The organism is Cytobacillus oceanisediminis 2691 (assembly GCF_000294775.2).
Taxonomy (GTDB): Bacteria; Bacillota; Bacilli; order Bacillales; family Cytobacillaceae; genus Cytobacillus; species Cytobacillus pseudoceanisediminis.
The window spans coordinates 2697551-2711869 of the sequence record NZ_CP015506.1 but is presented as its reverse complement, the minus strand read 5'-3'; the positions used below and the strand labels follow the sequence as shown (position 1 = coordinate 2711869).

Annotated in this window: 12 protein-coding genes; all 12 read left to right on the top strand. The window is 43.6% G+C overall.

Features of this window, described 5'->3' with window-relative positions; genetic code table 11:
* The first annotated feature begins 352 nt into the window (after positions 1 to 352).
* The 12 genes from A361_RS13760 (at position 353) to A361_RS13705 (ending at position 14247) form a co-directional block, all read left to right on the top strand.
* Entirely contained in the window at positions 353 to 1519 is a 1167-nt protein-coding gene (locus A361_RS13760) for a pyridoxal-phosphate-dependent aminotransferase family protein (protein ID WP_019383112.1), read from the top strand.
* A gap of 29 nt (positions 1520 to 1548) precedes the next feature.
* Positions 1549 to 2214, top strand: coding sequence for a hypothetical protein (locus tag A361_RS13755; protein ID WP_019383111.1), 666 nt, complete (start codon positions 1549 to 1551; stop codon positions 2212 to 2214).
* Positions 2215 to 2368: 154 nt separating this feature from the next.
* Positions 2369 to 4264 carry a sigma-54-dependent Fis family transcriptional regulator gene (locus A361_RS13750; protein ID WP_019383110.1) on the top strand — a complete coding sequence of 632 codons (1896 nt, stop codon included), beginning with the start codon at positions 2369 to 2371 and terminating at the stop codon, positions 4262 to 4264.
* A gap of 12 nt (positions 4265 to 4276) precedes the next feature.
* Complete coding sequence (locus A361_RS13745; RefSeq protein WP_019383109.1) at positions 4277 to 5713, top strand: FAD-binding oxidoreductase; 1437 nt, start codon at positions 4277 to 4279, stop codon at positions 5711 to 5713.
* A gap of 16 nt (positions 5714 to 5729) precedes the next feature.
* Positions 5730 to 7064 (top strand): (Fe-S)-binding protein, encoded by a 1335-nt coding sequence (locus A361_RS13740; RefSeq protein WP_019383108.1) that lies wholly within the window; start codon positions 5730 to 5732, stop codon positions 7062 to 7064.
* 360 nt (positions 7065 to 7424) lie between these two features.
* Complete coding sequence (locus tag A361_RS13735; RefSeq protein WP_019383107.1) at positions 7425 to 8414, top strand: tripartite tricarboxylate transporter substrate binding protein; 990 nt, start codon at positions 7425 to 7427, stop codon at positions 8412 to 8414.
* Positions 8415 to 8678: 264 nt separating this feature from the next.
* Positions 8679 to 9332: a GntR family transcriptional regulator gene (locus tag A361_RS13730; protein ID WP_019383106.1), complete on the top strand. Its 654-nt coding sequence runs from the start codon at positions 8679 to 8681 to the stop codon at positions 9330 to 9332.
* A gap of 157 nt (positions 9333 to 9489) precedes the next feature.
* The gene (locus A361_RS13725; protein ID WP_019383105.1) at positions 9490 to 10710 is read left to right on the top strand and encodes a CaiB/BaiF CoA transferase family protein; all 1221 of its coding nucleotides are present in this window, start codon (positions 9490 to 9492) and stop codon (positions 10708 to 10710) included.
* Between the two features lie 19 nt (positions 10711 to 10729).
* On the top strand, positions 10730 to 11551 hold the full coding sequence (locus A361_RS13720) for an enoyl-CoA hydratase-related protein (protein WP_019383104.1): 822 nt from the start codon (positions 10730 to 10732) through the stop codon (positions 11549 to 11551).
* An 86-nt stretch (positions 11552 to 11637) separates the two neighbouring features.
* Positions 11638 to 12144 (top strand): tripartite tricarboxylate transporter TctB family protein, encoded by a 507-nt coding sequence (locus A361_RS13715; RefSeq protein WP_009334402.1) that lies wholly within the window; start codon positions 11638 to 11640, stop codon positions 12142 to 12144.
* Positions 12145 to 12174: 30 nt separating this feature from the next.
* Entirely contained in the window at positions 12175 to 13686 is a 1512-nt protein-coding gene (locus A361_RS13710; protein WP_019383103.1) for a tripartite tricarboxylate transporter permease, read from the top strand.
* Positions 13687 to 13704: 18 nt separating this feature from the next.
* A complete protein-coding gene (locus A361_RS13705) occupies positions 13705 to 14247 on the top strand; it encodes a gamma carbonic anhydrase family protein (RefSeq protein WP_019383102.1) in 543 nt (180 codons plus the stop codon).
* Positions 14248 to 14319: the final 72 nt, after the last annotated feature.

Sequence of the window (14319 nt, the reverse complement as noted above, 5' to 3'; positions counted from 1 at the left end):
CGCCGAAAAAGAGAGTAGTAAAGCAAAAATGGTAGTTAATAGGTAATTCAACACCTAAATAGAATACAGATAAAAATCCAGTCGTTATAACCGCTGTCAATAATCCGAAAATCAGGAACCCTCAAAAAATCATCGTCATAACGGTACCACCATCCCAAAAGAAGAACCCAATTCGAAAATTTCTAACACCACCAGCTGTTTCACCAAACTGTTCCACATCGTTCCAAAATGAAACGCTGAAACACTCCTCTAACAAACAAACCTTTGTAAGAAAGACATTCAACCTTGGCACGGAAATTGCAACAATACTCATTAGCAAGATATAAATCAGAAACGATAAGGGGAGGAAGCTATGTTTGAAGAGAAATTGGATTTAAGATTGCCGGGGCCGGTTCAGGTTCCGAAAGAAATACAGCGTGCCATGCTAAGAAGTTTCGATCACCCCATGATGGATTACCGGAATCCAGCCTTCCAGGATGTACTTCAGGAAACGACTGAAAAGTCCAAAACGATATTCCAGACTGAAAACCTGGTGATTCCGCTTACCTCAAGCGGAGCTTCCGCCCTTGAAACAGCAATTATTAATACGGTTGGCCCCAATGATACGATCATCCTTTGCGTTGTCGGCTATTTTGGTGAGTACCTTCAGGGAATTACAGACCACATTGGCTGCAAAACCGTCCGGGTCGATGCGGAATGGGGAAAAATTGTCGATCCTGAGGATGTGAGAAAAGCATTAAAGGAAAATCCTGAGGCAAGAGCTGTTTTTGCGACACATTGTGAAACATCCACCTCTGCAATCAACAACATAAAAGAGATTGCAGCAGTTGTAAAAGAAACAGATGCCATATTCCTCGTTGATGCGGTCAGCTCGATAGTCGGCACCCCCCTATATATGGACGAATGGGGCATTGATATAGTGGCAACTGGAGGACAGAAAGCTTTAATGCTGCCTCCAGGACTTGCATTGATTACTTTGAGTGAAAAAGCATGGAATACTGTAAATGATCATCAGTGCCCATCCTTCTATTTTGACCTTAAACTTTATAAAAAAGGCCTGGAATCAGGAACTGGAACACCTTATACCCCAAATATATCACTTGTATGCGGGCTGCTTGAGGCCTGCAATATGATAGAAAGAAACGGAGGAATAGAAGCTGAGTATAAAAGGCATGCAGCACTTCGGGATATGACAAGGGCAGGGGTAAGGGCTTTAGGTCTTGAATTGCTGGTGGATGACTCGGCTGCCAGTCCAACCCTGACAGCCGTAAAATTAAATAATGCCGATGAATTCAGAAAGATGATGCGGGAAGATTTCCATATCGCATTGGGAGGCGGTCTTGGAAAGGTGAAGAATCAGATTTTGCGTCTCGGCCATATGGGATATACGGATGCGGCAGATATGCTGAAGATGTTTGCCGCAATGGAGCTTGCTTTATTGAAGACCGGATATGAAGTGGAGTTAGGTGCAGGAGTTTCCGCCGCACAGCGGCATTGGCTCGAAAATCCATACTGTTAAATTTCTGGTCCTAAGGAGACGTGAGCCGGGTGAATATATTTGAAAAACGACTCGCTGAACTGGCAAATCTCCCATCAGTTACTCCAGGGGATCAGATCAATGTGATCCCAGATTTCCTATTCGTCAGCGGCAAAAATCCCCTTAATGTTATCAAAGGATTTATCAGACAAGGGTACAAAAACGTTAAAAATCCGGCCAAGATTCTTTTTTCTTATGGAGATGCGAAAGATGAAGCCATCCGTAAGTTCTGTTTAGGAAAAGGAATAAGACTAATAGATTGCGATTTGGCCCAATATTTCCGTTCAGAAAATATTCCGCTGAATGGAATGCTTATTGCAGGAATAGATGAGGATATTAAGTGTCTTGGAGGAAGGGGGGCCATTCCCATTGTTATCTCGCCGGATTCAATGGCGGCTTGCCTGGCATCCGGATCATTTAGTATGTTCATACCTGAAACGACTTATATTGAAATCAACGGAGCCTTAACTGGAAAAGGAAACGGAAAAATGCTCTGCACCCATCTGCTGGACATTTTTGAGGACAGTTTAATAGGAAATGCAGTGATTATAGGAGGTACGGTTTTTGAACAGCTGAATGATAAGGACCTTAAGGATCTCTCTTATTTTTTTAGCTTTCCGGCACAGCAGCGGGGATGTGTTCACCAGATGGCCCGTTTGGCCAGGTTGAAGGCGTGATTAAAATAAAATCAGAAACTATTCTGATCTAATTTATCAAACAAATAGACTGATTATTGTGAAAACTTACCGAAATTTTCCTTGGCATCTGATAAGATTAACTTAATATAATTATAAAACTTGTCCAAGAGAAAAAGGAAAATGAGGTGAAGCAATGTCCGAAATTGCCATTTTAACCCCAATTGACGCGCTTATACAGGTTTCAAAGGAAGCAGCGAAAAAAACAGGAGAAGATGTCGCGATAAGAAAGGTAAGCTTCCGGAATGCTATTGCAGCTGCTAAAGAATTTGAAAAAGCCGGCACAGAAGTAATCATTAGCAGAGGAACCCTGGGATTAAAGCTCATTGAGTCCGATCTTGGCATACCCGTCGTGCAGATTCCCATAACCGGATATGATCTGCTTCGAACCATCAAAGAAGCGCAAAAGCTCGGACAGAAGATTGGAATAGCCGACACCCGGGATGTTTTGCAGGGGATCCAAACAATTGAATCCGTGCTGGGGTTATCGATTGAAAAGCATTGCGTAATTGTACCTGAGGAAGCTGAAGCAGCTGTCGAGGCTCTCAGCAAAAAAGAGATAGATGTCCTGATTGGGAAAAGTATTTTTACGAACAAAGTCAAAAATAATTCGATAAAAACAGTGATATTAACGTCTGGAGTGGAATCGGTCATCCAGGCCATTCATGAAGCAAGAAGCCTGATTGAAGTAAGGCGCACAGAATTGAAACGAACCAAGGAACTCCAGGCAATTCTTGATTTTATTGCTGATGGTGTAATTGCTGTGGATGAAAAAGGGGTTATTACAGTATGCAATCCTTCCGTTTACAGTATCTTGAACCTGCCATATGATTCTGTAATCGGTAAGCAGATTGATGATATCCTCGTTAATTCACAAATGAAAAAAGTTCTTTCGACTGGTAAGGAAGAACTGAACCGCATTCAGGATGCCAATGGTGTAAAAGTGGTTGCAAATCGAATACCCATCAGGCACGAGCAAAAGGTGTTTGGAGCTGTCTGTACGTTTCAGGAGGTTCATAGACTTCAGCAGCAGGAGCAGGAAATCCGTAAAAAGCTCCTTCACCGCGGCCATGTCACAAAATACAGTCTAAATAATATTGTCGGGGAAAGTGAGATGTATCAGAAAGCGATCGAAAAGGTGAAGAAATATTCTCAGGTGGATTCTACTATTCTCCTGACGGGTGAAACAGGTGTGGGAAAAGAGGTATTCGCCCATTTAATCCATAGCTTCAGCAAGCGAACGGAAGGGCCATTCGTTGCAGTGAATTGTGCGGCTATCCCTGAAAACCTGCTGGAAAGCGAATTATTCGGCTACGTCGAAGGAGCCTTTACGGGAGCGAAAAAGGGAGGAAAAACCGGGTTATTTGAATTGGCTCATCAGGGAACCATCTTCCTTGATGAAATTGGCGAACTCGCTGAATCCCTCCAGGCCCAGCTCCTCAGGGTTTTGCAGGAAGGGGAAGTGATGCGGCTAGGGGATGAAAGAGTGATCCCCATTAATATTCGGGTAATCGCTGCCTCGAACCGTGATTTTGAGAAGATGGTCGAAGATGGGAGCTTCCGGGCTGATTTGTATTATCGCCTCAATATTCTTGATATCCCAATTCCGTCCTTGCGTGAAAGGATCCTTGATATTCCATTGTTATGCGATTTTTTCATAAAAGAATTGGAACCGGGCATTCGGAGAAATATTAAGGGCTTCACTGCTGAAGCTATGAAGATTATGCAAAGCTATCATTGGCCGGGTAATATACGCCAGCTCAGGAACATTGTTGAAAGAGCGATGATTCTTTCCCCTGAGAAATTGATTGATTCAGAAACTGTTTTAGCTGCAGGCGGGAAAGACTTTTCCAAATTGCATGTGCTGAAACAACACAGCATTAATGAAGTAGATGAAGAAACGAAGCTTCAAAACTATGAGAAAGAGTATATACTGAACGTGCTGAAGCAGGTAAACGGCAATAAAACAGAAGCCGCAAAGATTCTGGGGATCGGCAGGACGACCCTCTGGCGAAAAATAAATAGTTTATAAGGAGGAGAAAGAATGAATGAAACAATGACACCGCCTCCGCTGGATGAAAACGTGATATCCCGATTAAGAAATATCTTCGGAGACGACCGGCTATTAACCAATTGCACTGATATGATGACCTACTCCTATGATGCATCCTTTGAAACACAGCTCCGTCCGAAACTGCCTCAAGTGGCCGTTATTGCTCTGTCAACTGAAGAGGTCAGTGAATGTGTCCGGCTGGCCAACGAATTTAAAATACCGTTATACCCGAGAGGGGCAGCCACCGGGCAAACAGGCGGAGCCGTCCCGGTTAAAGGCGGCATTATGCTGGATTTATCGAAAATGAACCGAATCCTGGAGATTGATCACAGGAATATGCAGGCAGTGATTGAGCCGGGAGTCATCCAAAATGATTTAAATGAGGCTTTGAAGTCTTATGGACTAAGATTCCCTCCTGACCCGGGAAGCGCAAATATGTGCACAGTGGGAGGAATGGTTTCCAACAATTCAAGCGGGCTGAGGGCAGTCAAATACGGTGTTACCCGCCATTATGTCCTGGGAATGGAAGTCGTACTGCCCACCGGTGACATCATTGTGACTGGCGGAGCAAAATCGAAGGCGCTTAAATCGGTCTCCGGCTACGACCTTGCCCATTTAATGATTGGTTCAGAAGGCACTCTTGGAATTGTAACGCGCCTTCGTCTGAAATTATTGCCGCTCCCTGTCACACGAGGTATTGTTTTATGCTCATTTGAAAGATTGGAAGATGCGGGAGAGGCGGTTAACGCTGTTTTTTCTTCAGGCCTGCAGCCATCAGCCATCGAAATCATGGACTTCAATTGTACGAAGGCTGTCAACATGATGAAGCCTGAGCTGAATCTTCCCCTGGATAATGAAGCTATTCTTGTTTTTGAAGTGGATGGTGCCAAAGAGGAGGTAACCTCCCAGGTGAACCGGCTCAGGAAGGTAGTCGAAAAATTTACGAATTATATAAAGTTCAGCGATGAGCCGGATGAGTGTGAAAAGCTCTGGCAGGCAAGGAAGCTTGTTGGTGCTGCGGTTGGACTTTTAAAGCCGGGCGGTTTCCGGGTGTATGGCGGCGAAGACATCTGTGTGCCAATTTCGAGACTCCCTGAAACACTCCGGGAGATTCATAATATCGCAGAACGATATGGCATCATCTGCGGAATATACGGTCATGTTGGTGATGGAAATATGCATACCGGACCGGTAGTGAACATGAATAATGAAATTGAAATGGAAAATGTGCAGAAACTGATCGACGATATTCATGAACTGGCAATCAAAATGGAAGGAACGACGACAGCCGAGCATGGAGTTGGAATTGTCCGTGCCAAATATATGGATGTAGAGCATGGTCCTGCCATGGAAGTGATGCGGGCCATTAAAAGGACGCTTGATCCAAATAATATTTTAAATCCAGGCAAGATGGCATTGCCTAACTAGGTTGGAGGTGAATGTAATGAAATTGCTGACGGCGAAGGAATCCATGCAAACATGCGTGCGCTGCGGTGCCTGCCGCAATGTTTGTCCTACCTTAGATATCACAGGCAGGGAAGCTGATGGTCCCAGGGGCAGAGTATTGATGGCAAGAAGTCTGATTGAGGGCAATATCCCCGTAAATCAGGAAATCAAAGATCAGCTTGATCGCTGCCTGCTTTGCTCAGCCTGTGTGGATGCATGCCCTATTGATGTTCAGGTCCCTGATATCGTCATGCTCGCCAAGGAGCGAATAGCAGCAGCCGCTGAAGCACCTGTACAAACAGATATTAAAAAACCTGCATATCCGGTAAGGACTTTTAAAGATTACTTCTTTGACCATGTTCTTGCCAACCAAAAAAGGCTTAATACTGTTGGCAATCTTCTGTGGTTTTATCAAAAAAGCGGGCTTCAGTATATAACTAGAGGACTGGGCATTTTGAAATTCTTCCCAGAGCAGATGAGGCAAATGGAAAGAATCACGCCTTCCATTTTACCGCCTTCAGGGAGGAAACATCATGCTGAGTTTACTCCGAGGGCTGATGAAGAAAAGGCAGCAAGGGGCCGGGTAGCCTTTTTCCATGGCTGCATCATGGATGTCATGTTCAGAGAAACAAACGATAATTCCATTAAACTGCTGTCGAAGACTGGATTTGATGTGGTAACCCCTAAAGCGCAGATGTGCTGTGGAGCACTCCACCATCATAGCGGAAAAAAAGACAGGGCCATTGAAATGGCCAAAGCGAATATTCAGGCTTTTGAAAAAGCAAATGTGGATTATATTATTACCAATGCCGGAGGATGCGGTGCTGCACTTGCGGAATATGCAGATTTATTCAGGGGGGATCAACATTGGCTGGAGAGGGCTAAAGTATTTTCTGCCAAAATAAGGGATATCAGTGAGATCATATATGAAAAAGGAGAAATGCCTGAAACTGCCGGCAGAGGTGAAAGAGTAACCTATCAGCCTTCCTGCCATCTGCAATATGTAATGAAGGTGAAGGATGCTCCAGCTAAATTGGTGAAGGAAATTCCAAACTCGGAATATGTGGATCTCCCTGAAAAGAAATATTGCTGCGGGTCTGCCGGAATTTATAATTTATTGCAGCCAAAACTTGCGAATGAAATACTGGATAAGAAAATGTCCAGAGTCAAAGAAACTGAATCAGCTGTTCTAATAACAGCCAATCCAGGCTGTTTCCTCCAAATGAAACTGGGGGTTCATCGTGAAGGAATGGAGGATCAGATTGAAACAAAGCATGTTGCCGACTATCTGATGGAGTCAATTGAAAGGGCAGAATCTGCAGGAAAACAATAAAAGTTTCAAATTGAAACAGAAGAGTGGACAATTTGTTTCAAAAGAGAACAAAAATGATTGATAAGTGTATTGGAAGGAATTCAGAATTTAAATTCATTAAAAGTGTGAATGTCCCATTTAATTTGAAACCGCTTACGATTTTGGTTCCCGGTAAAAAAGTTAATCGAGTTATTTGCTTTTCGGCACAAAAATTGCATTGAAGTTTAATGAAACATGACATAAACAGGGAGGTGACGATCCAGATCGAGGAATAGGTCCATGTCTGATTAAGTAATCTTCATTCTAAGTTGTTTTATAGGAAATAATACGCTTTTAATTTACAGAAATTTAAAACTTTTCTTAATATGGGGGAAAATTAACATGAAATTAAAGAGGATTTCGTTTTTGTCTCTGGCAATTGCATTGGTATTCTTTTTGCAGGCATGTAATTCTTCACCTCAGGGAGCAAGCTCGGAGGAAAAGAAAAGCAGCGGCAACTTTCCCGAGCGGCAGATTGAAATTATTGTTGGCTTTGGCGCGGGCGGCGGGAGTGACAATTTTGCCAGGGCCATTGCAAAAGAACTTAAAGATATTCTTGGTGTAAACATAAATGTTGTGAATATGCCTGGTGCGGCGGGGATTAATTCGGCTGACCATGTGGCAAGGCAGCCGGCTGATGGTTATACCATCTGGTCTGCAACATCCAATCATCCCGTAAATATTGCAGCAGGAGTGGAAAAAAATGATTTGAGCAAATTAACTTCTGTCGGAAGGGTCCAAAATGATACCATGACCCTCCAAGTAAAAAGCGATGGCAAGTTCAAGGATATTGATGATCTTATCGCAAAGGCAAAGGAAAAACCTGGTGAGATCACAATTGGCGGTACAGGTTCAGCCGGCTTTGATGAACTGGTAGTCAAACAGTTTGAAAAAGCCACTGGAACAAAGTTTAATTATATCTCATTTGAAGGTTCTGGAGAGATGACAGCAGCACTGCTCGGGGGACATATCGATGTCATTGCAGAGGAGCCTGGACCATCGATTGCGCAGCTGGAAAGCGGAGATATTAAGATGCTGATTGCCTTTACTGAAGAGAAAATGGAAGGTTTTGAGGACGTTCCGATATCAACTGAAATGGGGATAGATGTAACAGACGGCCAGGGCAGAGGCTTCATGGTCCATAAGGATACGCCGCCTGAAATCATTTCAGCGCTTGAAAAAGCCCTTGAGGAAGCGAAAAATCGCCCGGACTATAAAGAGTATGAAAAAGCCAATTACTTGCACCTTCGGGATGGCTGGCTAAATTCAGAAGAGTATAATGCCGAATTTGAAAAGCTAATCGACACTTACGGTTCTCTATTAAAAGAATGATTGAATAAAATTGCCGAAAGGCAGAATATCTGCCTTTTTGCCTCCTGCAAGCTTCATGATAGATTTTCATAGATTTGCTCGATAGGCTGCTGAAGATTTTTGTCGAAGTAAAACTAGTTTTATATAATCTTGAGAGATTTTGTTCAGGTTATTGACTGCCATTCCGACTGGCAGATATGATCGCCCTTGAAGCTGTATCCAGGATACAGCACACAGTATACAGCAACAGGCAGAGATAATTCATTTAAAGGAGGATAGGCAAAGATGGTGCAGGGCCTGAAATTTACGCAGCCGCTTTATCAGCAAATCTATGACATTATAAAAAAATCCATTTTGTCAGGACAATTAAAGCCTGGTGAGAAGGTCAATGTTTCCCATCTGGCGGAAAAATATAATATAAGCCGGACCCCGTTAAGAGAAGCACTGCGCCAGCTGCAAATAGAAGGACTGCTGGTTCAGGATCAGCTGGGGCTATCTATTGTAATACTGGATGAAACTGATTTTAAGGATTTATATGAAACTCGCATTATGCTGGAACCTCAAATAATGGGACTTGTTTTGAAAGCGATTACAGAAGAGCAGCTGAATTGCATTGAAGAAATTCTTGAAAGAGCTGAAGATGCCTTTTTGGAAGGAAACCATCTACTTTTACTTGAATGGAATGCTAAGTTTCATGATCGGCTCTTGGATGCAAGCCCAAACAGGCGGGCAGTGCACTTGCTTAAGCAAGTACGTTCATTTCTTTTGCTATACCGGGCCAATATCCTAAAAAACAACGAGCATAATAGAGAAATTCTTAAGGAACATAGCCAAATCCTTCATGCTCTTAAAGCCCGGGACGAGATAGCTGTCTACCAATCTGCAGCGAATCATCTGCGCAACGATCTGGAACGCGGAATGAATATGATCTGCGAATAAAAAAAGAGCATCTCCACTCGCCAAAATAGAAATGCTCCATTCTCATGAAAATCGATTTTATTATAACATGCACAGATTATGAATGTATAGAAATGAACAGCTGCCGGTCACATCGGGCTCACTTCTGAGACAATATTTTCAAAATGGGGTGTTCTGAGTGGGACCATTACAAGGAATGAAAGTCCTTGATGCATCGCAAATCATGGCTGGTCCGTATTGCACTATGGTCCTTGCGGATCTCGGTGCGGAAGTCATGAAAGTGGAGAAAGTGAATGGCGGAGACGATTCCCGCCAAATGGGCCCTTATGTAAACGGGGAATCTACCTGCTTTTTTCAGATAAACCGAAATAAAAAAAGCATAGCATTAAACCTTAAAACAAATGAAGGAAAAGAAATTTTCTATCAATTGGCTAAAGAAGCAGATGTTGTTGTTGAAAATTACCGCCCGGGAGTAACAAAATCACTTGGCATTGACTTTGAAAGCCTAAAGAAGATTAATCCTGGGCTAGTCTACTGTTCTATTTCAGGTTATGGCCAGACTGGCCCTTATTCCCATAAGGGCGGGTTCGATCTGGTAGCCCAGGGGATGACAGGGCTTATGAGCATGACCGGAGAAAAAGGAATGCGGCCAATGAAATCAGGCATCGCCGTTTATGATATCGGGGCAGGCATAACTGCAGCCTATTCGATATTGGCAGCTTTTATCCATAAGATGAAGACAGGGGAAGGACAGCATGTGGATATTGCCCTGGCTGAGATCGGGCTTCCATGGTTTACGTGGGAGGCAGGGGCCTATTTTGCAGAAGGAACGATACCGGAAGCAACCGGCTGGAGGCACCGTGTGTCTGCTCCATACCAGGCGGTTAAAACAAAATCGGGTTATATGATGCTTGGATGTGCCAATCAAAGGACATGGGAAAGATTTTGCGAAGATGTTGCCGAAAAGCCTGAATGGCTGACAGATCCGCGCTATAAAACCAATTTATTGAGAAACAAACATGTGAGTGAACTGGAAGAAGATATTGAGGCTGTATTAATGCATCAAGATACCAGACATTGGATTGATCTCTGTGAAAAAGCAGGGGTGCCTGCGGGACCAATCAACAACTTTGCAGAGGCGGTTCAGGATCCGCATTATGAAGCAAGAGGCATGATTCAGGAAGTGGAGCATCCATTAATCGGAAAAATGAAGATGATTGGCATTCCCGCAAAATTTTCAAAAACTCCAGGTGAGGTGAAAACCCCCTCTCCTCTCTTCGGACAGGACACGATTGAAGTGTTGAATGGTTTGGGCTATGACGAAGATTCCATAAGAAATTTAACAAAATCAGGAGCTGTGAAGACCTTGGAAGAAAAGCCCATCCTGAATAAAAAATAACAGAAAGGTCGTTAGTGATATGTCTAAGAATCTGGAAGCATTCAGCAGGGAGAAGACGTACAGTGAACCGGTTTATCTTCAGGTTGAAGGAGAAATTGCATTCATATGCTTCAACCGGCCGGATAAAAGGAATGCCCTCAGTTATGAAATCTGGTTAAGGATTCCGCAGCTTATTGAGGAATGCGAAAATGATGCCAATGTAAAAGTAATCATTTTTAAAGGGACTGGATCTGCTGCTTTTTCGGCAGGCGCAGATATCAGCGAATTTAAGACATTAAGGTATACAGCAGAAGGCGCTGAAAAGTATAACAAGGCTACGATGATAGCAGAAAAGTCAATCATGAATGCATCTAAGCCAACGATTGCCATGATACAGGGCTTTTGTGTTGGCGGCGGATGTGAAATTGCGGTTGCCTGTGATTTTAGATTCTCTGATGAACAGGGCAATTTCGGCATTACTCCAGCAAAGCTTGGCCTAGTATACAATACACCGGGAACCAAAAATGTTGTAGATCTTGTCGGCCCGGCGAAAGCCAAGGACATTCTTTACACAGGAAGGCTCCTGGATGCCCGGGAAGCGTATCAGATTGGTCTCATCGATCGGATATATCCTGCAGAAGCCATTAAAGAGGAAACGGTCAGATATGCAGAGTTAATTTGCAGAAATGCTCAGCTGTCAGTCAGGGGTTCAAAAAAAATCATTAATGAAGTGCTTGCCGGGGCCATTGAAGATTCACCTGAAACAGCCGAGCTTGTGATTGAATCGTTTCTTTCAGAGGATTATCGGGAAGGCGTGCGTTCATTTTTGGAAAAACGGAAGCCTGACTTTAAATATTCTTAAGTGGATAGGAAATAAAGTGTGATTAAAATGGCAGGGAGGCTCACAGCCTCCTCCAATTAACTTACTGAATTTTGGGGGGCTAAGAGATGCAGCTGGAACGAAATCTTTCGATTATCATGATAGTCTTTTCGTCTTTTTTTCTGGTTATGTCACTCCAGGTGGAAAATAGGACAGGGAATTTCATTTCTGCAGGAACATGGCCGGCAGCTTTAATGATCCTGATGCTAATTCTATCAGTTATCCTGCTGATGAGGGCTCTAAAGGTGAAAAATGTTGAGAATATAAAGGGAGATGACATTGATTCAGCAGATGCAGATAATGAGGAGCAGCTCGTTCATCCGAAAAAGTTCTTCCTCTTGTTTGCAGTTCTTGCCACCTATATTTTTATTCTTGGCTATGTTGGTTTTATTGCTGCAACGATTCTGGGGATTTTTGTGATGGCGCTTTTGTTCGGTATGAAAAGCTATATTCGGGCTCTGCTGACAGGTATTCTGGCAACTGCCGGTTCTATCGTGCTGTTTCCCATTTTATTGAATCTGCCTTTCCCGCGGGGAACAGGGATTTTTTATTCACTTAGCTTGCTGTTTTATTAATAGCCAACTTTAATAAAAGAGGTGAACTTAATGATAGAAGGACTTTTAGGCGGTTTTGGGAATCTTTTTCAGCCTTTTAATTTTTTCATTCTTATGGTCGGTGTCCTGCTTGGTTTCATTGGAGGAGGGATACCGGGTATAAGCGGAACCATGCTGGTCATTATTCTTCTTCCTGTCAGTTATGCAATGGATCCGGCTGCAGCATTTTTGCTGCTGACCTCCATTTATGCCACATCTGTTTTTTCAGGGTCTATAAGCGCTATTCTGTTTAGAACCCCAGGCACACCTGAAGCGGTAGCAACCGTTTTCGACGGGTATCCCATGGCGAAGAAGGGTGAAGGGGGGAAAGCCCTCGGCATTTCCATCTTCAGTTCCGCCACAGGGGGTGTTTTTGGAACGCTGGTATTAATCTTTTTGACGCCGCTTCTCGCCTCTTTTGCGCTTAGATTTTCGTCCCCGGAGTATTTTGCGCTTGCTCTAATGGGTCTGACGGTAGTAGCTTCCTTGAGTGCAGGCAACCTGGTTAAAGGATTCATTGGTGTTTCCTTCGGTTTGTTTATTGCCACTATTGGCATCGATACAATGACTGGTGTGCCAAGATTTACATTCGGTTCAGGCCAGTTAATGTCGGGTATTGACTTCATTCCTGTTCTGATTGGATTATTCGCTATATCAGAGGTGCTGAGAAGAGTTCAGCAGGTCCACAAGGTGAATGCAAAGCAAAAAGTGAGTTCCGAACTTCCAAACTGGAATGTCATGAAACGAATTTCTGGGGTCATTGGACGTTCCTCCTTATTAGGTGTATTTATTGGAATCCTTCCGGGAATAGGTGCAACTACTGCAGCCATGCTCAGCTACAGTGAAGCTGCCAGGTGGTCAAAAAGATCAAAGGAATTTGGAACTGGAATTCCAGAAGGGGTAGCTGCACCAGAGTCTGCCAATAATGCAGCAGCAATGGGTGCCATGGTTCCTTTGCTTTCCCTGGGAATTCCGGGAAGCGCCACAACCGCCATACTGCTTGGCGCCTTTATTCTGCATGGAATCCAGCCGGGGCCTTTGATGTTTACCACACAGGGTTCGCTCATTTATACCATCCTGATGGGTCTTCTTGTTGCCAACTTGCTGATTTTAGTCATTGCCAAGCCGTTTATTTCGGTATTCTCTAAAATTTTGCAAGTGCCCTACACAATCATTGGACCACTTATCGTTCTCTTTTGTATTGTTGGCACTTTCGCAGTCAGGAATTCGATTTTTGATGTGGCTATGATGCTGGTATTCGGAATTATCGGCTACTATCTGGAAAATGCCAAATTTCCGCTGGCACCTATCGTGCTTGGCGTTGTGCTCGGTCCCATTGCTGAAGAACAGTTCAGAAGGGCCATGCAGATGTCGAACAATGATATTTCCATCTTCTTCACAAGGCCGATTGCCTTAACCTTCATTGTATTATCCATCATCAGTATATTGTATCCATTCATTAATAAGTGGATTAAGAAGCGCAAAAACAATGCGAGCGATTCAGCTCAAACTGTAGCTTCATAAGAAGGAGGCGTTCCGGAATTGATCTTAGATTTTGAAGGACTGAAGCCAGACGTTCATGAAACCGTCTATTTGGCACCTAACACCTATATTATCGGCAATGTAAAACTGGAGGCTGATGTGTCCGTTTGGTTCAATTCTGTCCTGCGCGGGGACAATGATTCCATCAGAATCGGAAGGGGCACCAATATTCAGGAGGGAACGATGATTCATGTCGATGAAGGTTACCCTGTGAGCATTGGACAGAATGTCACAATCGGCCATAATTGTGTGATTCATGGATGTACCATTGAAGATGGTGCCCTGATCGGCATGGGAGCGATTATACTTAACGGTGCCATCATTAAGAATGGTGCAGTCATTGCGGCAGGAGCAGTAGTAGGGGAAAATAAAGTGATTGAGAAAAACATCCTTGCAGCAGGTGTTCCTGCGAAAGCCTTAAAGCCGGTGAAGGAGGAACTGCAGGAGCGTATCATAGCAGGGGCAGAATTTTATCAAAAAAACGCTGTAAAGTTTCGCCGGGCTGGTATTGCTTCCGGGATGATTGATGCAGAAAATAAGTAATTTTTAAAAGGATGAGCTGAGACACAGGATTTCCAGCAGGTGCTATGGAAGTCTTTACTGTCTTCAGCTCTA